Raw genomic sequence first — 17,527 nt, 5'->3', positions numbered from 1 at the left:
TGATGACATTCACGGAACCAGCTTCCCCGGATTGAACAGCCCCTGCGGATCGAACGCCGTCTTGATGGCGCGTAGCGCGGCGAGCCGCGCCGGGCTGGCGAGGCGGGCCAGTTCGGCGCGCTTCATCTGGCCGATGCCGTGCTCCGCGGAAATGGAGCCGCCTGCGGCCACCACGGCATCATGGACGAAGGCGTTGATGGCCTGCCCCTGTGCGGCGATCCATGCGGGGCCATCGCCGGTCCCTTTCGGCGCGCGGACATGAAAATGAACATTGCCGTCGCCCAGATGGCCGAAGGAGGATGCGGTCGTGCCGGGAAAGGCGCGTTCCGCGGCCACTGCGGCCTCGACCATGAAGGCGGGCATCTTCGCCACCGGCACGCTGACGTCATATTGCAGCGCCGGTCCCTGCGCCCGCTCCGCCTCCGACAGCGATTCGCGGATACGCCAGAAGGCTTCCGCCTGCGCTTCGTTGGCGGCGATGGCGGCGTCGACCGCGATCTCCTGCTCGAATGCGGCGGCAAGCGCGCTCTCCAGCCGTTCGGACGGGCCGGGTTCTGACAGGTCGGCATGATCGACCTCGATCAGGACATGCCATGGCGTGCGTGTCTCGATGGGGCTGCGCGTGCCGGGGATATGCCCCAGCACAAAGCCCAATGTCTCGTCCGCCAGCACCTCGAACCCCTCGACGCTGTCGCCCAGCATCGTTTCGCACAGCCGCAGCAGCGCCAGCGCGTCGGCGGGCGTCTGCACCCCGACCCAGGCGACCGCGCGCGCCGCGATGGCGGGAGCGAGGCGCAGCGACGCCGCCGTCACGACGCCCAGCGTGCCTTCCGCGCCGATCAGAAGCTGCTTGATGTCATAGCCGCGATTATCCTTTTTGAGCGCGTCCAGCCCGTCGAAGACGCTGCCGTCCGGCAGGACTGCCTCGATCCCCTCGACCAGCGCGCGCATCGTCCCGTGGCGCAGCACCTGCGTGCCCCCCGCGTTGGTGGAAACGAGGCCGCCGACGGTCGCCGATCCCTTCGCGCCGAGGCTTAGGGGGAAGCGCCGCCCGGCATTCTCCGCCGCCTCGTGCAGCACGCTCAGGATCACGCCCGCCTCGCAGATGGCGAGATTATCGTGCGGCGACAGCGCGCGGATGCGGTTCATCCGGCGCAACGAGAGAATGAGGGCAGAGCCGTCCGCCGGGGGCGTCGCGCCGCCCACCATCGACGTGTTGCCGCCCTGCGGGACCAGCGGCACGCCCAGCTCCGCCGCCAGCTTGACCGTGTCCGCGACCTCCTGCGTGGTGGCGGGGGACAGGATGGCGGCGGCCCGGCCATGATAGCGCCCGCGCCAGTCGTCGACCCATGGCGCAATATCGTCCGGGTCGGTGATGACGCCCTTCGGCCCCAGGATCGCGACGAAGCGATCGACAATATGCTGTGCAATCATGGTAGGACGCTATGCGACAGAATTCATCGACGGTTCAACCGCTGCCCGGTAGGGGACCGGCAAAAGGGGTCTGATTTGCTGCCATCTATCCTGCTGCTGCTGATCGCGCCTGCCGGCGAGCCGGTGCAAATGGCGCAGATGACGATTCAGCAGCGCATCATCATCCGCGTTCCCATGGCCCGGCGGGGCAAGGCGCCTCCCCGCCCTTCGGAAGACGAGGATGGCGGCTGGCAGGAAAAGAAGGGGCCGCGCTGCATCGCGCTGCGGTCGATTCGCGGCGCGATGATCGCGGTGGACGACGCGGTGGATCTCATTCTGGCGGATACCCACCGGTATCGCGCGAAGCTGGAGCGCGGGTGCGATTCGCTGGGCTTTTATTCGGGTTTCTATGTCGAGCCGAATGCGGACGGCTCGCTCTGTTCCGGGCGGGACGAATTGCAGGCGCGCAGCGGGATGAGTTGTGCTATTGATCTTTTCCGCCGTCTGGTCCCCCGGGACGATGACGATTGACGTGATTTCCTTGACAACTGCGCGATATTTTCGCAAGGCGCGCGCGATTTCCGCGTGCGTCAGCTTCCCGGTCGCGCGACACTCTCTATCCCGGACACCTGAATGACTTTTGCCGACCTCGGCCTATCCGATGAACTGTTGAAGGCCGTGACCGAGGCCGGTTACGACACCCCGACGCCGATTCAGGCACAGGCGATCCCGTCCGTCCTGATGATGAAGGACATCATCGGCATCGCGCAGACGGGCACAGGCAAGACGGCGAGCTTCGTGCTGCCGATGATCGACATCCTCGCCCATGGCCGCGCCCGCGCGCTCATGCCGCGCAGCCTGATCCTGGAACCGACGCGCGAACTCGCGGCACAGGTGGCCGAGAATTTCGAGAAATACGGCAAATATCACAAGCTCAACATGGCGCTGCTGATCGGTGGCGTGCAGATGGGCGATCAGCTCAAGGCGCTGGAAAAGGGCGTCGACGTGCTGATCGCGACGCCGGGCCGCCTGATGGACCTGTTCGAGCGCGGCAAGATCCTGCTGAACGGCTGCTCCATGCTCGTCATCGACGAGGCGGACCGGATGCTCGACATGGGGTTCATTCCCGACATCGAACATATCTGCACCAAGCTGCCGGCGCAGCGTCAGACGCTGCTCTTTTCGGCGACGATGCCGCCGGTCATCAAGAAGCTGGCCGACCGCTTCCTCTCCAACCCCAAGTCGATCGAGGTCGCGCGTCCCGCGACCGCCTCCACCAACATCACACAGCATCTGGTGAAGGTGGATTCGCGCAAGAAGCGCGAGGCTCTGCGCGCCCTGATCGACGGTCAGGACGTGCATAGCGCCGTCATCTTCTGCAACCGCAAGACGACCGTGCGCGAACTCAACAAGAGCCTCCAGCGCCACGGCTACAGGTCGGGCGAAATCCATGGCGACATCGACCAGGCGTCGCGCATCGCCGAACTGGAGCGGTTCCGCGATGGCAAGGTCAACATCCTCGTCGCGTCGGACGTCGCCGCGCGCGGGCTGGACATCAAGGGCGTCAGCCACGTCTTCAACTTCGACGCGCCGTGGCATCCGGACGATTATGTCCACCGCATCGGCCGCACCGGCCGCGCGGGAGCGAAGGGCGTCGCCTACACCTTCGTCGCGGCGGAAGATGCCGAGGCCATCGACAATATCCAGAAGCTGATCGGCACGAAGATTCCCTTCGCCGAACTGCCGGGCAGCGACAGCGGCGGAGCCGAGGAACCGGCGGGCCGCCCGCGGCGCGCCGGGAGCGAGCGCAAGCCCGAGCGCCGCGAAAGCAAGCGCCGCGATGACCGCCCGCGCGAAGAGCGCGCCCGCGAAGAACATCCGCGCGAAGAGCGTCCTCGCGACGACCGTCCCCGCGAAGAACGCAAGGCGCCGCCCCCCGCCGCCCCGCGTCAGCGCCGTGAGGCCGCCGACGAAGGTCCGGACGAAGGCTGGAACGGTCCCGTCCCCGAATTTCTCTCGGTCGGTTTCGGCGAGGCGCTGTCCGCCTGATCGCCCGCGCCTGCAGCCAGCAGGTTGAGCGCGCGCGTCATGATGGCGACGAACCGCCCTTCGTCCAGCCGCGCGCGGTCGTCGTTCCATGCACCGCTGACCGCGAACCATGCGCCGTCCGCCCGCTGCGCGAGGAAGGTCATCGCAAGCACGCCCGGCTCGCTGCCGCCCTTATAGCCCAGATAGCGCCATCGCTTCGCGTCCGCAGGCGCGATGCCGGGATTGACCGCCATGACCGGCAGCGCATCTCCGCCATGGCGGCGCAGCCAGTCCATCGCCGCGACCATGTCGCGCGGAGAGGCGAACCATTCGGCGCTGTCGATGGCGGTCGGCGTTTCCGCGACGGAGCCGATGTCGACCCGGTCGCCCGCCAGTCGCGCCGCTTCGTCGCGCAGCAGCGCGCGGCGGTCCTCGACCGGTCCCGCGCGCCATCGCGCCAGCAGATCGGCATTGGCGGGCATCTTGAGCGCGAACGCCTCCGCGCTCGTCAGCAGCGGCAGGGCGCGATCCGGCAGGGCATGGCCGGTCGCGCGCACCATCGCATCCACCCGCTCGCGTCCCAGCGCCAGCATCAGCGTATCGCTCGCGCTGTTGTCGCTTTCGCTCGTCATCGCGGTGGCGAGGCTGTGCAGCGTCATCGGTGCGCCGTCGGGCCAGCCGAGCAGGCGGCCTGAAAAACTCTTGGGGCCGAGCGGGACGACATCGCTCCACCGGCGCTCGCCTGCCGCCACCGCGCGCGCCAGTTCAGCGAGGATGTAGAGTTTGTAGCTCGATCCGACCGCCATGGACGTGTCGCCAGCGCTGACCGGCAGCCATGTCGGCCCAGCCTCGGTCAGCCGGGCCATGGCGAAGCCGGTTCGTCCCGGCAGCGCGCGCAGGTCTGCCGCCACCCTGTCCAGCCCGTCGCCGGCGGTCGTGACGCCGACGATGTGCAGGCCGATGACCTTGCCCGGAGCCTGCGGCGCGACCACCAGCGTGAAGCCGACCGTTGCCCTCTCATAGCGGACTTCGACCTGCCCGGTCGTGTCGCTTTCCGTCCGCACCGCCCCCAGTGCGACCGGCCGCCCATGCTGCGCACGCAGTTCCGCCGCGACGGCGCGCCAGCGGTCCAGCGGCACGGCGTCGAGGAACAGCGTCGAGAAGAAATCCTCCTCGCCGCCGGGTTGCCCGAGAATATGGACGAGTTGCGCAGCGCGGGAGGCGTAGGTCGGGGAGGGGGCGGCCATGACCACCCCACTCTGAAACAGGCAAAGGCAGAAGGCGAGCGCGGCGAAGGCCAGCCTGCCCGCCACCCGCTTCACGCGTCGATCGCTTCCCCGTCCACCGCCGCTGCATTTTCCTGAATGAAGGCGAAGCGGTGCGCGGGATTGGTGCCCATCAGCCGGTCGACCAGATCGCGCACCTGCTGCCGGTCCTCGATGTCGTCGGGCAGGGTGATGCGGATGAGGCTGCGGGTCTTGGGGTCCATCGTCGTTTCGCGCAACTGCATCGGGTTCATTTCGCCCAGCCCCTTGAAGCGGCTGACATCGACCTTCTTGCCCTTGAACTCGGTGCGCATCAGTTCCTCGCGATGCGCGTCGTCCTTGGCATAGAGGCTCTTGCCGCCCGCGACGAGCCGGTAGAGCGGCGGCTGCGCGAGATAGAGATGCCCGCGCCGCACCAGTTCCGGCATTTCCTGAAAGAAGAAGGTCATGAGCAGCGTCGCGATATGCGCGCCGTCCACGTCCGCGTCGGTCATGATGACGATGCGTTCGTAGCGGAGATGGTCGGGGTTGCAGTCCTTGCGCGTGCCGCAGCCCAGCGCCAGGATCATGTCGGCGATTTCCTGATTGGCGAGGATCTTCGCCGTATTGGCGCTGGCGACATTCAAGATTTTGCCGCGCAGGGGCAGGATCGCCTGCGTCTTGCGGTCGCGCGCCTGCTTGGCGGAGCCGCCCGCGCTGTCGCCCTCGACCAGAAAGATTTCAGCGCCTTCCGGGTCGTCGTTCGAACAGTCCGTGAGCTTGCCGGGAAGGCGCAGCTTGCGGCTGTTGGTCGCGGTCTTGCGCTTGACCTCCTTCTCCTGCTTGCGGCGCAGCCGTTCGTCCATGCGGTCGAGCACATAGGCGAGCAGCGCCTTGCCCCGATCCATATGGTCGGTCAGATAATGGTCGAAATGGTCGCGCACGGCATTTTCGACGAGGCGGGCGGCGTCCGGGCTGGTCAGGCGATCCTTCGTCTGGCTCTGGAACTGGGGATCGCGGATGAAGACGGACAGCATGATTTCCGATGACGTCATGATGTCGTCGGCGGTGATGTCCTTCCCCTTCTTCTGCCCCACCAGCTCGGCAAAGGCGCGGATGCCCTTCACCAGCGCGGTGCGCAGCCCCGCTTCATGCGTGCCGCCGTCGGGCGTCGGGATGGTGTTGCAATACCAGCTATAGCTGCCGTCCGACCAGAGCGGCCATGCGACCGCCCATTCGACGCGCCCCGCTTCGCCGGGGAAATCCTGATTGCCCGAAAAAAAGGTGCTGGTGGCGCATTCCCGGTTGCCGACCTGTTCCTTCAGGTGGTCGGCAAGGCCGCCGGGAAACTGGAACACCGCTTCGGCGGGCGTGTCGTCGGAGATGAGTTCGGGTGCGCATTTCCAGCGGATCTCGACGCCCGCGAACAGATAGGCCTTGGATCGGGCAAGGCGATAGAGGCGGGCGGGTTTGAATTTCTGCTCGCCGAAAATCTCCGTGTCGGGGACGAAGCTCACCAGCGTGCCGCGCCGGTTGGGCGCCGCACCGACCTTCGCGAGATCGCCCTGCGGCAGGCCACGGCTGAAGCTCTGGCGGAACAGTTCCTTGTTGCGCGCGACCTCGACGACCGTTTCGGTCGACAGCGCGTTCACGACCGAGATACCCACGCCATGCAGACCGCCCGAGGTGGCATAGGCCTTCCCCTCGAACTTGCCGCCCGAATGAAGCGTGGTCAGAATGACCTCCAGCGCAGACTTGCCGGGGAATTTCGGGTGCGGATCGACCGGAATGCCCCGGCCATTGTCGGTGATGACAAGGCGGTTGCCCGCCTCCAGCGTCACTTCGATCCGCGTGGCGTGCCCCGCCACCGCTTCGTCCATGCTGTTGTCGAGCACTTCGCTCGCCAGATGGTGCAGCGCGCGTTCGTCGGTGCCGCCGATATACATGCCCGGCCGCCGCCGCACCGGCTCCAGCCCCTCCAGCACCTCGATGGTGGAGGCGTCATATTGCTGCGTCGAGGAAGCGTGGGCGGCGAACAGGTCTTCGGACATGCCGTCCAGCTATAAGGCTGGCGACGGCGCACGCAAGCGTCGCCGCTCTCAGGGCGCAGCAACCAAAAATTACAATTGCCGCTGAAACAAAGTCGCGGCGCGCATCGTTAGCTGATCACTTGACGAAGGCGCTCTGCCTTCTCTTCAGGTGAGGAGACCAACTTCATGAAATTCGGCAAATTTGCGCCCTTGGGCGCCACGATGGCGCTTGCCTTCGCGACGCCCGCGCTGGCGCAGGATGCGGGCGGCGTGGACTGGACCGGTCCCTATGTCGGCGGATCGTTCGGCTACACGTTCCAGAAGAAGGACGGCGCGGAACATCTGCGGTTCGATACCGACGGCGATGGCGCGTTCGACGATCAGCCCCGGCTTGGCAGCGGCGCCCCCGCCTTCTCGCCGGGGACATGCGGCGGCGCGGCGCGCGGGCGGACGCCCGCGGCAGGATGCAGCGGAGACAAGGACGCGATCGGCTGGATGGGCCATGTCGGTTACGACATGCAGTTTGGCAGCATCGTCGCGGGCATCGTGGGTGAAGCGGGCAAATCCTACATCAGCGACAGCGTCACGGAATTTTCGACGAACCCGGCCAGCTACACCTTCACGCGCCGTATCGACTGGAACGCCAATCTGCGCGCGCGTCTTGGCTACACGACGCCGGGCGGCGTGATGCCCTACATCACCGGCGGTCTGGCATATGCGAAGGTCAAGAACGCATTCCGGCAGGACGGCAACGGCAACAACACATTCACCCCCGGCAATGCCAAGGAAGATGCCTGGGGCTGGACGATGGGCGGTGGTCTGGAAGCGAAGGTCGCTCCCAACTTCTCGATCGGCGCACGCTATCTCTGGACCCGCTACAAGGCGAACGACTACACGGTGGTTGCCGGGCCGAACGCCAATCCGGCGGTGGCGCCGACTGCGTTCAATAACGGCTTCACCAACGGCCAGACCGTCATTGGACGCGGGGACAAATTCGATACGCAAAGCGTGATGGCTACCGCCAGCTTCCGCTTCTGAACCAGAAAAAAGGCCGGTCCCATGTGGGCCGGCCTTTTTCATATCGGCATGTCAGCGGACGCGCGGCCCGCCGAAGGGCAGCGGCGGCGGCGGGCGGCGGGTGCCGCGCGGCAACTGCGCCTGATAGGCGCGGCCGCAATGTTCGACGCAATAGGGGAAGCCGGGGTTCACCGCTTCGCCGCAGAAGTGGAAATCCGGTTCGCCTGGATGCCCCATCGGCCATTTGCAGATACGCTCGGTCAAGTCGAGCAGCGACGTCTTGCCCGCGATCTCCGCGCTGGGCTTGGCGGGGACGAGGCGGCGCGGCGGCGCGGGCGGGATCGGCGCCTGCTGATCGCCCGGTCCCTGACGCAGGAAGCCGCCCGGTCCCACCGAAATCACGCGGGGCGGGGGTGGCGGCGCGGCTTCTCCCGCTGCGCTGGCGGCTGGAGCGGCAGGCGCAGGCTGCGGGGCGGGGGCGCGAACTGGCGCGCTCACCGGCGCAATGGGAGCGGCGGCAACGCGGGTCACTTCAGGCTCGGCAGCAACAGGAGCCAGTTTGCGCGGCGCGGGCGAGGCCTTCTTGGGCGCGTCGTTCGCCTTCACCGGCGACGGGCGCGATTGCAGCCCCAGCCGGTGCGCCTTGCCGATCACCGCATTGCGGCTCACTCCGCCCAGTTCGTCGGCGATCTGGCTGGCGGTCAAGCCGCGCTCCCACATCGCCTTGAGCTGGTCGATGCGCTCGTCGGTCCAGGACAATGAAAAACTCCTCACAATATTCGATTGGCGCCCTATATGGGAACCACCCGCCGCCGGTTCAAATCCTTGGACCTGCCCCCTTGCAGCACAACGAACCAGCCGATAGTCGATCCCATCATGAACGACCAGCCCAAAATTGCCGCCGATCAGGTCCTCTTCGCCGAACCGGGCGTGCCCCGGATCCGCAACGTCAACTGGGCGGGCACCTGGGCGCTCTACCGCAAGGAAGTGCGCCGTTTCCTGAAGGTCCAGCTTCAGACGGTGTGGGCGCCCGCGATCACGACGCTGATGTTCCTCATCATCTTCATCGTTGCGCTGGGGGGCAGCGGGCGGACGGTCAGCCTGCGAGGGGAAATGGTGCCGTTCGCCGACTTCATCGCGCCCGGCCTCATCATCATGGGCATGATCAACGCCTGTTTCGCCAATGCCAGCTTCTCGCTGATGGTGGGGAAGGTGCAGGGGACGCTGATCGACTATCTGATGCCGCCCATTTCGGTGGCCGAACTGCTGTTCGCGCTGGTCGCGTCGTCGGTGACGCGCGCGGTGTTCGTCGGCTTCGCCCTATGGGCCGCGATGGTCGCATGGCCCGGGGTGCACGTGACGCCCGCGCATCTGTGGGCGGTGCTCTGGTTCGGCCTGCTCGGCACCAGCTTCATCGCGTTTCTGGGTGTGCTCACGTCCATCTGGGCGGAAAAGTTCGATCATGGCGCCGCCGTCACCAACTTCGTCATCGGCCCGCTGGCGCTGCTGTCGGGCACCTTCTATTCGATCGACCGCCTGCCGCCCTTCTTTCAGGGGGTCAGCCACGCCAACCCCTTCTTCTATATCATCTCCGGCTTCCGCTACGGCTTCGTCGCGGCGGCCGACACCAATGTGGCGGTGGGGAGTGCGGTGCTGCTGGGCCTCAACATCGTGCTGCTCGCTTTGTGCTACGGGCTGCTGAAGCGCGGCTGGAAGATCAAGGCCTGACCGCTCAGGCGAAGGAGGCGAAGACCGGGACGATGAGGCCCATCACGAACAGGATCGCCGCCGCCATCAGCCAGTGACGCAGGCGGGGCAGGGCGTGGGTGGGGGCATCGTCCAGCCATGGCCATGGAAAGCTGTCGCGGTTCATGGCTACAGCCCCTAGCACCGCCGTTCAGCGGATGGTTACGATTTTCTGCCAGAGCGACGCCATGATTGCCGCCATGGACGAAGGAAGATCATGAAGATTGCGCTGGTGTTCGGCACCCGTCCCGAAGCGATCAAGATGTTCCCGGTCGTCCACGCCCTGCGCCGGCATCTTGGCGTCGACACGCGCGTCATCGTGACGGCGCAGCATCGCGGGCTGCTGGATCAGGTGCTGGAAATTGCAGGCATTGTGCCCGATGTCGATCTGGACGTCATGACGCCCAACCAGACGCTCGACGGACTGACCGCGAAGCTGATCGTCGAACTCGGCCACGCCTTCGACGCGGAAAAGCCCGACCGCATCCTCGTCCATGGCGATACGCTGACGACGATGGTGGCGAGCCTCGCCGCCTATTACCGCAAGATCCCGGTCGGCCATGTCGAGGCGGGCCTGCGCAGCGGGGACATCCACCATCCCTGGCCCGAAGAGGTCAACCGCCGCGTCGTCGCCTGCATCGCCGACATGAATTTCGCGCCCACACAGGCCGCCGCCGACGCCCTGCTGCGCGAAGGCCGCGACCCTGCGACCATCCATATTACCGGCAACACTGTTATCGACGCGCTGCTCGCCACCCGCGACCGCGTGCGCACAGAACCGGGGCTGGCCGCAGGTCTCGACCCGCTCGCGCAGCGTTTCGCGGGCAGGCGCATCGTCGCCGTGACCAGCCACCGGCGCGAGAATTTCGGCGGCGGTATGGAAGCCATCGCGCGGTCCATCGCCGACATCGCCGCGCGGCCGGACGTGGCGGTCATCTTCCCCGTGCATCCCAATCCCCATGTCCGCCCGGTCATGGACGCGGTGCTGGGCGGTCTGCCCAACGTCGCGATGATCGACCCGCTCGACTATCCGCATTTCGTCCGCCTTATGGACATGAGCCACCTCGTCCTTACCGACAGCGGTGGCGTGCAGGAGGAAGCGCCTTCGCTCGGCAAGCCGGTGCTGGTGATGCGCGAAACGACCGAACGGCCCGAAGGAATCGCGGCGGGAACGGCGAAGCTCGTCGGCACCGACCGGACGAAGATCGTGCGCGAGGTGCTGGCCCTGCTCGACAATCCCGCCGCCTACGACGCCATGGCGCGCGCGCATAACCCCTTCGGCGACGGCAGGGCGGCGCAACGGATCGCCGCCATCGTCGCGGGAGAATAAAAAAGACGCGCGGCCTCCGGTCTGCTAGGGACGGCCCATCGCTGCGTCCCTACGCCTGCAAGTATCGCCGCGACAGAGAGACCACCGCGCTCCCGCTTGCCCAGCAAGGAGCCGTCCATGTCGTCCACCATCGTTGCAATATTCCGCTCGCCGGTCTTTTCCGCATGAGCCGCGCCGTCAATGTCGCCGCCAATGTCGCGGAAGTGGAAGCGCTGTGCCTGCGTCATTCGGTTGCGATCTCCGTTATTGAGCCGTTGACGTCGGGCGGAACGCGGGTCGTGCTGCTCAATCCCGACGGCGCGGATCGCATCCGCACGCTGATGAAGAAGCAGATCATCACCACGGCGGTGGTGCGCTCGCCGCTCCACATGGCAAGGCAGCCTGCACCTCGCTACCGTTAAAGTGCGGGCCACTGGCGGCCAAAAAGGCATCCTCCCCTGTAAGGGGAGGGGAACCGCGCCCGCAGGGCGTGGTGGAGGGGTGTTCCGCGCCGGATAGGGTGACACCCCTCCGTCAGGCGCCATGCGCCTGCCACCTCCCCCGCCGGGGGGAGGGTGCCGGCACATTACCGAAATCTTCAGCATTTTGCGGCACGGCATAGGGCGTTCAATTCGTGCGCCCAAGGATGATCCATGCCCGTCGATACCAAGCAGAAGGTTTCCGTCATCGGTCTGGGCTATATCGGCCTTCCCACCGCCGCGCTGATCGCGCGGGGCGGCGCGCAGGTGGTCGGCGTCGATGTCTCCGCGCATGTGGTGGAAACGGTCAATTCGGGCCGCGTCCATATCGAGGAAGTCGATCTCGACGGGCTGGTGCAGGGCGTGGTCGCGCGCGGCAATCTGCGCGCCAGCCTTGCCGTGGAGGAAAGCGACGTCTTCATCATCGCCGTTCCGACCCCGGTGGCGGAGGATCGCGCGCCCGACATCTCCTTCGTCCTGAAGGCCGCGCGCACCGTCGCCCCGGTGCTGAAGGCCGGCGACACCGTCATCCTCGAATCGACCTCGCCGGTCGGCACCACCGAAGCGATGCGCGATCTCTTCGCGCAGTTGCGCCCGGACCTGAAGATGCCCGGACATGGCGGGGCGGGGGACATCGCCATCGCCTATTGCCCCGAACGGGTGCTGCCCGGCCGCATCCTCGTCGAACTGATCGACAATGACCGCTGCATCGGCGGCATCACGCCCCGCTGCGCGCGAAAGGCGCTGGGCTTCTACCGCCAGTTCGTGCGCGGGGCGTGCATCACCACCACCGCACGCGCCGCCGAAATGGTGAAGCTGGTCGAAAACAGCTTCCGCGACGTGAACATCGCCTTCGCCAACGAACTGTCGGTGATCGCGGAGAATATGGACATCGACGTGTGGGAAGTGATCCGCCTCGCCAACCGGCATCCGCGCGTCAACATCCTCAATCCCGGACCCGGCGTCGGCGGCCACTGCATCGCCGTCGATCCGTGGTTCATCGTCCATGGCGATCCCGAAAACGCCCGCATCATCCGCACCGCGCGCGAAGTGAATGACGCCAAGACCGATCATGTCGTCGCAAAGGCGTCCGACCTGATCGACCAGTTTCCCGGCGAAAGCGTCGCCTGCCTCGGCCTCGCGTTCAAGGCGAATATCGACGATTTCCGCGAAAGCCCGGCGGTCAACGTCGCCGCCCGCCTCGCCCGCCGCTACGGTCGCCGCGTCAGGCTGGTCGAACCCTATGCCCACGCCCTGCCGATGGAGTTCGCGGGCACCGGCGCGGAACTGACCGATCTCGATACGGCTCTGGAACAATGCGGCGTTTTCGTCATTCTTGTCGATCATGACATGTTCAAATCCGTTCCCGTCGACGAACGCGCCGACAAGGCGGTGTATGACACGCGCGGCATCTGGCCCGACCAGCCTCGTCGCGCGCCATGGTCCGCGCCGGACCGTCTGGCGGTCTGACAGCCGGGACGCGGCATCGGCCCATCCCGGTTGCGGTTGCCATGCCGCGACACTCCCGTTAACCCGCCCGCTCGACAGGGTCATTTCTGGGCGGGAGCGCGGATGAAGCGCAACATCGACAAGGCTCTACGCATTGCCCCGCTCGCGGCGGCGGTGCTGATGGGCGGCTGCGCGACCGTGGAGGATGCCCCTCGCGGCGAGGCGGCCTATGCGCTCATTCCGCCGCCGCCCGCCGTCGGCATGGATTACCGCATCGTGCCCGACGATGTGCTGCGCATTCAGGTCTATCACGAACCCGGCCTGTCGCTGGAGGATGCGCAGGTCAGCGCGGCGGGCATGGTGCGCCTGCCCCTGATCGGCGACGTGCCCGTGGCGGGCCTCACCGCCGCGGAGGCAAGCGATGTGATCGCCGGGCGGCTGGGCGAACGCTATCTCGTGTCCCCGCAGGTCAGCCTGTTCGTCAAGCAGGCGGTCGGGCGGCGCATCACGCTGGACGGCGAAGTGCGCGAGCCGGGCCTCTATCCCGTCGACGGGCGGCTCACCCTGCTTCAGGCCGTCGCGCTGGCGAAGGGACCGACACGACTGGCCGGGCTCAGCGAGGTCGTCGTCCTGCGCCAGATGGACGGACATCGCATGGCGGCGCGGTTCGACCTTGCCGCCATCCGCCGGGGCAGGGCGGACGATGTGGAAATCCTGCCGGGCGACCGGATCGTCGTCGGCCTGTCGCGCGCGAAAGCGATCCTCGGCGGCGCGCTGATCGCCATTCCGGCGCTCGCCACCGGCTTCATCGCGCTGGACGGTCGATGAGGAGCGCCGCGCCTTTGCTCGACCGGGACGAGTTGGAACCGTCCGCAACGCGGTGGAACGCCCGCGTGGCGCGCTTCGTGGGCCGGAGCTGGGCGGTCATCCGCCGTCACCGCATCATCCTGTTCGTCGCGATGGCGCTGTGCCTTTTGGGCGGCGCGCTGCTGATCCTCATGGCGACCCCCGATTACCGCGCGACCGCCTCGGTCGAAGTGCAGGACGTGCCCGCCGGAGCCGCCGGTGCAGGCCCGGCCCAGCGCATGAGCGCCAGCGACACCGAAACGCTGATGCAGACGCAACTCGAAGTGCTCCGCAGCCGCGCGCTGGCCGAGGATGTCGCGCGCGATCTGGCGCTGGTCGGCACGCCCACATTCTTCGACGGCATGGGCGAAAAGCGCCCTGCCGACGGCAAGGGCGGCCAGTCGCAGAGGCAGGTCGAACAGGCGCGCGTCGTCGATCTGCTGCGCAGCCATCTGGAGGTCCGCCTGCCGGGCAAGTCCCGCATTCTTGAGATCAGCTTCGTCAGCGCCAATCCCGTGCTCTCCGCGCGCGTAGCCAACAGCTATGCCGACAGCCTGATCCGCGCCGACCTTAAACGTGGATTCGACGCCGGGGTGCAGGCGCGCCGCTTCCTGCTGGGCGAACTCGACGGCGCGCGCCGCGATCTGGAGCGGGCGGAGCGGGATCTGGCGACCTATGCCGCCCATAGCGGCCGTCCGGTGAGCGAGGGAGGCGCAGCCACGCTCGCTGCGCCCGAAGGGTCCACCGCCGCGCGGCTGGCCCAGCTCAACGCCTTCCGCGCGCAGGCCACCGCCGAACGCATCGCCGCGCAGAAGCGCTGGGAAAGCGCACGCGGCGCAAGCGCCGACAGCCTGCCCGATGTGCTGAACAACGGCGCGATGCAGCAGATTGTCGCCGACCGGGCGCAGGCGCGGGCGCAGGTCGCGGAGGAACGCCAGTTCCGCAAGGATGCGCACCCCGAAATGCGCGAGGCCCGCGCCCGGCTCGCCGCGCTCGACGAACAGGCCGATGCGATGGCCGAAACCATCCGCAGCTCGATGCGCGCGCAATATGACGTCGCCGTGCGGGGCGAACAGCAGATCGACCGCGAAATCGCGAAGATCGAGGATCAGGCGCGCACCGAACAGGGGCGGGATGTGCAACTCGGCATCATGGGCCGCTCCGTCGACACCTACCGCATGCTGCACGACAGCCTGCTCCAGCGCTATCGCGACATGGCGTCGCAGGCCGGGTTTCAGGCCGGGCGCATCCAGCCGCTCGACCGCGCCGCCGTGCCGGAGCGCCCCTTCTCCCCCAAGGTGGGCGAGACGCTGGCGCTCGCGGCGCTCGCCGGGCTGGCGCTGGGCCTGCTGCTGATCGGCGCGCGGCATGTGTTCGATGACGCGGTGACTTCGGGCGATACGCTCGGCGAGCGCGTCGGCCTGCCGCTGATCGGTGCGGTCCCGGCGACCGGCGACAATCCGCCGCCGCCCGACATCTTCCGCCCGATCGCCGCGTCGCTTCAGCTTGCGACGGCGGACGGCCTGCCCCGATCCATCCTCGTCACCAGCGCGCAGGAAGGGGAGGGCAAGTCGCTGACGCTTCACGCGCTGGCGCTGGCGCTCGCGGGCCTTGGCAAGCGTGTGCTGGTGGTCGATGGCGACATGCGGCGGCCCGTGCAGCACCGTCTGTTCCGACTTCCCGCCACGGCCGGCATCAGCGAGGTTCTGACCGGGCAGGCGTCCGCCGCGCAGGCAATCGTCGAAACCGGCGAGGCGGGCGTTTCGCTCCTGTCCTGCGGCGCGATGCCGCCCAATCCGGCGGAGCTGCTCGCAACCGGCGCGTTCGACGCATTACTCGCGGAGGTGCAGGACCGCTATGACAGCGTCCTGATCGACGCTCCGCCGATCCTGGGCGTCAACGACGCCCTGCTCCTCAGCGCGAAGGCGCAGGTCAGCCTGCTGGTTGTCGAATGGGGCCGCAACCATCATGGCGGGCTGCGCACGGCGGTGGAGCGGCTGCGGCGCGCCGGAGGGCGGATCATCGGCGCGATCCTCACCAAACAGCAGGGCCGCTCGCTCGATTACGACTATCATCGCGGCGGCTGAAACCGCCCGCCGCGTGCCCAAACTCCGTCAGGCGCGGGCCATCAGGCTTTCGACGAGGCCGCGGAACAGCCGCTGACCGTCCGTGCCGCCCTGTGCGGGTTCGATCACGCGCTCCGGATGCGGCATCATGCCCAGCACATTGCCCGCATCGTTCAGGATGCCCGCGATGTTGCGCGCGGACCCGTTGACGCTCTCCGCGTAACGCAGCGCCACGCGCCCTTCGCCTTCCAGCCGGTCCAGCGTCTGCGTGTCGGCGAAATAATTGCCGTCATGGTGCGCGACCGGATAGTGGATCGTCTCGCCCGCTTCATAGCGGCTGGTGAAGGCGGTCTGCGCATTCTCGACGGTCAGCGCGACATCGCGGCAGACGAAATGCCCGCCCGCATTGCGCAGCAGCGCGCCGGGCAGCAGCCCGCTTTCGGTCAGCACCTGAAATCCGTTGCACACGCCCAGAACATAGGCGCCGCGCTCGGCGGCCTTCGCCACCGCCTGCATCACCGGCGATCGCGCCGCCATCGCGCCCGAACGCAGATAGTCGCCATAGGAAAAGCCGCCGGGCACGCCGATCAGGTCGATATCATCGGGCAGTTCGGTGTCGCGGTGCCACACCATAGCGGGCCTGCTGCCGGTCGCGGTTTCGAACGCCACCGCCAGATCGCGGTCGCAATTGCTGCCCGGAAAGACGATGACGGCGCTCTTCATGGCTCAGGCGCCCTTTTCGATGCGGTAATTTTCGATCACCGTGTTGGCCAGCAGCTTGCGGCACATGGCGTCGATGTCCTCGTCGCTGGTGCCGTCGGCGAGGTCCAGTTCAATCAGCTTGCCCGCGCGCACATCGTTGACGCCGCCAAAGCCGAGGCCTTCGAGCGCATGGTGAATCGCCTTGCCCTGCGGGTCGAGGACGCCGCCCTTGAGGGTCACGAAGATGCGGGCTTTCATGGGAAGGAAGCTCCTTGGCAATGGGCATGGATCACGCGCCGCGCGCGTCGGATCGGGATTGCGGACCCCCTAGGCGCGTGGCGCTTTGGAGGCAAGCCATTATGACCCGCATGCCGCCCTTTCCATTGCCCCGCCATCTGGCCTAGGGGGCGGATCATGCATCCCGATCCCCTCTACATCGTCTGCGCCGTGATCGCGGTCATCATCTCCGGCCTTGCCAAGGGCGGCTTCGCCGGGATCGGGGCGCTCGCCATGCCGGTGATGGCGCTGGGCGTCGATCCCGTGCGCGGCGCGGCGATCATGCTGCCGATCCTCATCCTTCAGGACGCAGTCGGCGTCTGGGCATTCCGCAAGAGCTGGGACGGGGGCATCCTCCGGGTCATGCTGCCCGGCGCGACGATCGGCATCGCGCTTGGCTGGCTGTTCGCGGCGCGCGTGTCCGAAATCGCCGTGCTGGGCGCGCTGGGCGTCATATCGGTGCTGTTCGGCCTCCAGCGGCTGTGGATCGAGCGGGGCGGCGCCGTGGTGCTGCCGTCCAGTTCGCCCGGCTGGGTCGGCTTCCTGTTCGGTATCGCCAGCGGCTTCACCAGCCAGCTCGCCCATGCCGGGTCGCCGCCGTTCCAGATGTGGGTGCTGCCCAAAAAGCTGCCGCGCGACATGCTGGTCGGCACGACGGCGATGGCCTTTGCCGCGATGAACTGGATGAAGGTGCCCGCTTACGCGGCGCTCGGCGAGTTTACGCGCACGAATCTGATCGCGACGGCGATGCTGGTGCCGGTGGCGGTCCTGTCGACCTTTGCGGGGGTGCGGCTGGTCCGCCGCGTCGATGCCGCGCGCTTCTACACGCTGATCTACGTCCTCATGATCCTGCTGGGCATGAAGCTGATCGCGGACGCCACGCTGGCCTGAAACGAAAAGGCCGGCGCTGCGGCCGGCCCTT

At 67.3% G+C, this 17,527-nt stretch carries 17 protein-coding genes; 10 read left to right on the top strand and 7 right to left on the bottom strand.

The window, feature by feature from the left end; all coding sequences use genetic code 11:
- Positions 1 to 9 precede the first annotated feature (9 nt).
- Positions 10 to 1,434 (bottom strand): FAD-binding oxidoreductase, encoded by a 1,425-nt coding sequence (locus SAMIE_RS08060; RefSeq protein WP_066697281.1) that lies wholly within the window; start codon positions 1,432 to 1,434, stop codon positions 10 to 12.
- Between the two features lie 75 nt (positions 1,435 to 1,509).
- Here SAMIE_RS08060 and SAMIE_RS08055 point away from each other — a divergent pair, with 75 nt between their 5' ends.
- Together SAMIE_RS08055 and SAMIE_RS08050 are read left to right on the top strand one after the other, a co-directional pair.
- Entirely contained in the window at positions 1,510 to 1,944 is a 435-nt protein-coding gene (locus SAMIE_RS08055; RefSeq protein WP_066697278.1) for a hypothetical protein, read from the top strand.
- Positions 1,945 to 2,046: 102 nt separating this feature from the next.
- A complete protein-coding gene (locus SAMIE_RS08050) occupies positions 2,047 to 3,462 on the top strand; it encodes a DEAD/DEAH box helicase (protein WP_066697277.1) in 1,416 nt (471 codons plus the stop codon).
- Here SAMIE_RS08050 and SAMIE_RS08045 read toward each other — a convergent pair.
- Positions 3,363 to 4,763 carry a serine hydrolase gene (locus tag SAMIE_RS08045; RefSeq protein WP_232037399.1) on the bottom strand — a complete coding sequence of 467 codons (1,401 nt, stop codon included), beginning with the start codon at positions 4,761 to 4,763 and terminating at the stop codon, positions 3,363 to 3,365. The genes SAMIE_RS08050 and SAMIE_RS08045 overlap by 100 nt on opposite strands.
- Positions 4,760 to 6,736, bottom strand: a complete 1,977-nt coding sequence (gene parE, locus SAMIE_RS08040; RefSeq protein WP_066697275.1) for a DNA topoisomerase IV subunit B — start codon at positions 6,734 to 6,736, stop codon at positions 4,760 to 4,762. Before parE ends, SAMIE_RS08045 begins: the two co-directional genes overlap by 4 nt.
- 165 nt (positions 6,737 to 6,901) lie before the next feature.
- On the opposite strand from parE, the gene SAMIE_RS08035 reads away from it, so the two are divergent.
- Positions 6,902 to 7,753 (top strand): outer membrane protein, encoded by an 852-nt coding sequence (locus SAMIE_RS08035; RefSeq protein WP_066697273.1) that lies wholly within the window; start codon positions 6,902 to 6,904, stop codon positions 7,751 to 7,753.
- Between the two features lie 51 nt (positions 7,754 to 7,804).
- On the opposite strand, the gene SAMIE_RS08030 is transcribed toward SAMIE_RS08035, so the two are convergent.
- The gene (locus SAMIE_RS08030) at positions 7,805 to 8,491 is read right to left on the bottom strand and encodes a GcrA family cell cycle regulator (protein WP_066697271.1); all 687 of its coding nucleotides are present in this window, start codon (positions 8,489 to 8,491) and stop codon (positions 7,805 to 7,807) included.
- 117 nt (positions 8,492 to 8,608) lie between these two features.
- Here SAMIE_RS08030 and SAMIE_RS08025 point away from each other — a divergent pair, with 117 nt between their 5' ends.
- Positions 8,609 to 9,460 (top strand): ABC transporter permease, encoded by an 852-nt coding sequence (locus SAMIE_RS08025; protein WP_066697682.1) that lies wholly within the window; start codon positions 8,609 to 8,611, stop codon positions 9,458 to 9,460.
- 4 nt (positions 9,461 to 9,464) lie between these two features.
- Here the strand turns inward: SAMIE_RS08025 and SAMIE_RS23335 are convergent, their stop codons facing one another.
- Positions 9,465 to 9,605, bottom strand: a complete 141-nt coding sequence (locus SAMIE_RS23335; protein ID WP_162849040.1) for a hypothetical protein — start codon at positions 9,603 to 9,605, stop codon at positions 9,465 to 9,467.
- 90 nt (positions 9,606 to 9,695) lie between these two features.
- Here SAMIE_RS23335 and wecB point away from each other — a divergent pair, with 90 nt between their 5' ends.
- From wecB to SAMIE_RS08000, 5 genes are all read left to right on the top strand, one after another.
- Complete coding sequence (gene wecB / locus SAMIE_RS08020) at positions 9,696 to 10,808, top strand: non-hydrolyzing UDP-N-acetylglucosamine 2-epimerase (protein ID WP_066697269.1); 1,113 nt, start codon at positions 9,696 to 9,698, stop codon at positions 10,806 to 10,808.
- A gap of 164 nt (positions 10,809 to 10,972) precedes the next feature.
- Entirely contained in the window at positions 10,973 to 11,209 is a 237-nt protein-coding gene (locus SAMIE_RS08015; protein ID WP_066697267.1) for a hypothetical protein, read from the top strand.
- A 231-nt stretch (positions 11,210 to 11,440) separates the two neighbouring features.
- Positions 11,441 to 12,736 carry a UDP-N-acetyl-D-mannosamine dehydrogenase gene (gene wecC, locus SAMIE_RS08010; RefSeq protein WP_066697263.1) on the top strand — a complete coding sequence of 432 codons (1,296 nt, stop codon included), beginning with the start codon at positions 11,441 to 11,443 and terminating at the stop codon, positions 12,734 to 12,736.
- Between the two features lie 102 nt (positions 12,737 to 12,838).
- A complete protein-coding gene (locus SAMIE_RS08005) occupies positions 12,839 to 13,543 on the top strand; it encodes a polysaccharide biosynthesis/export family protein (protein WP_066697260.1) in 705 nt (234 codons plus the stop codon).
- Positions 13,540 to 15,648, top strand: coding sequence for a GumC family protein (locus SAMIE_RS08000; RefSeq protein WP_083952371.1), 2,109 nt, complete (start codon positions 13,540 to 13,542; stop codon positions 15,646 to 15,648). Before SAMIE_RS08005 ends, SAMIE_RS08000 begins: the two co-directional genes overlap by 4 nt.
- A 27-nt stretch (positions 15,649 to 15,675) precedes the next feature.
- Here SAMIE_RS08000 and purQ read toward each other — a convergent pair whose 3' ends face one another.
- Positions 15,676 to 16,350 (bottom strand): phosphoribosylformylglycinamidine synthase subunit PurQ, encoded by a 675-nt coding sequence (purQ, locus tag SAMIE_RS07995; protein ID WP_066697258.1) that lies wholly within the window; start codon positions 16,348 to 16,350, stop codon positions 15,676 to 15,678.
- A 3-nt stretch (positions 16,351 to 16,353) separates the two neighbouring features.
- A complete protein-coding gene (purS, locus tag SAMIE_RS07990; RefSeq protein WP_066697255.1) occupies positions 16,354 to 16,587 on the bottom strand; it encodes a phosphoribosylformylglycinamidine synthase subunit PurS in 234 nt (77 codons plus the stop codon).
- A gap of 156 nt (positions 16,588 to 16,743) precedes the next feature.
- Between purS and SAMIE_RS07985 the strand changes: the two genes are divergently transcribed.
- Positions 16,744 to 17,496, top strand: a complete 753-nt coding sequence (locus SAMIE_RS07985; RefSeq protein ID WP_066697253.1) for a sulfite exporter TauE/SafE family protein — start codon at positions 16,744 to 16,746, stop codon at positions 17,494 to 17,496.
- Positions 17,497 to 17,527 lie beyond the last annotated feature (31 nt).

Origin of the sequence: Sphingobium amiense (assembly GCF_003967075.1) — a bacterium.
Lineage (GTDB): Bacteria > Pseudomonadota > Alphaproteobacteria > Sphingomonadales > Sphingomonadaceae > Sphingobium > Sphingobium amiense.
This window is presented reverse-complemented; position numbering and strand designations above follow the sequence as displayed.

What these genes read in the sequence shown, in the direction of transcription:
- SAMIE_RS08060 (WP_066697281.1), bottom strand. Translation starts at nt 1,434, where the DNA reads ATGATTGCACAGCATATTGTCGATCGCTTCGTCGCGATCCTGGGGCCG.
- SAMIE_RS08050 (WP_066697277.1), top strand. Translation starts at nt 2,047, where the DNA reads ATGACTTTTGCCGACCTCGGCCTATCCGATGAACTGTTGAAGGCCGTG.
- parE (WP_066697275.1), bottom strand. Translation starts at nt 6,736, where the DNA reads ATGTCCGAAGACCTGTTCGCCGCCCACGCTTCCTCGACGCAGCAATAT.
- SAMIE_RS08035 (WP_066697273.1), top strand. Translation starts at nt 6,902, where the DNA reads ATGAAATTCGGCAAATTTGCGCCCTTGGGCGCCACGATGGCGCTTGCC.
- SAMIE_RS08025 (WP_066697682.1), top strand. Translation starts at nt 8,609, where the DNA reads ATGAACGACCAGCCCAAAATTGCCGCCGATCAGGTCCTCTTCGCCGAA.
- SAMIE_RS23335 (WP_162849040.1), bottom strand. Translation starts at nt 9,605, where the DNA reads ATGAACCGCGACAGCTTTCCATGGCCATGGCTGGACGATGCCCCCACC.
- wecB (WP_066697269.1), top strand. Translation starts at nt 9,696, where the DNA reads ATGAAGATTGCGCTGGTGTTCGGCACCCGTCCCGAAGCGATCAAGATG.
- SAMIE_RS08015 (WP_066697267.1), top strand. Translation starts at nt 10,973, where the DNA reads ATGAGCCGCGCCGTCAATGTCGCCGCCAATGTCGCGGAAGTGGAAGCG.
- wecC (WP_066697263.1), top strand. Translation starts at nt 11,441, where the DNA reads ATGCCCGTCGATACCAAGCAGAAGGTTTCCGTCATCGGTCTGGGCTAT.
- SAMIE_RS08005 (WP_066697260.1), top strand. Translation starts at nt 12,839, where the DNA reads ATGAAGCGCAACATCGACAAGGCTCTACGCATTGCCCCGCTCGCGGCG.
- SAMIE_RS08000 (WP_083952371.1), top strand. Translation starts at nt 13,540, where the DNA reads ATGAGGAGCGCCGCGCCTTTGCTCGACCGGGACGAGTTGGAACCGTCC.
- purQ (WP_066697258.1), bottom strand. Translation starts at nt 16,350, where the DNA reads ATGAAGAGCGCCGTCATCGTCTTTCCGGGCAGCAATTGCGACCGCGAT.
- purS (WP_066697255.1), bottom strand. Translation starts at nt 16,587, where the DNA reads ATGAAAGCCCGCATCTTCGTGACCCTCAAGGGCGGCGTCCTCGACCCG.
- SAMIE_RS07985 (WP_066697253.1), top strand. Translation starts at nt 16,744, where the DNA reads ATGCATCCCGATCCCCTCTACATCGTCTGCGCCGTGATCGCGGTCATC.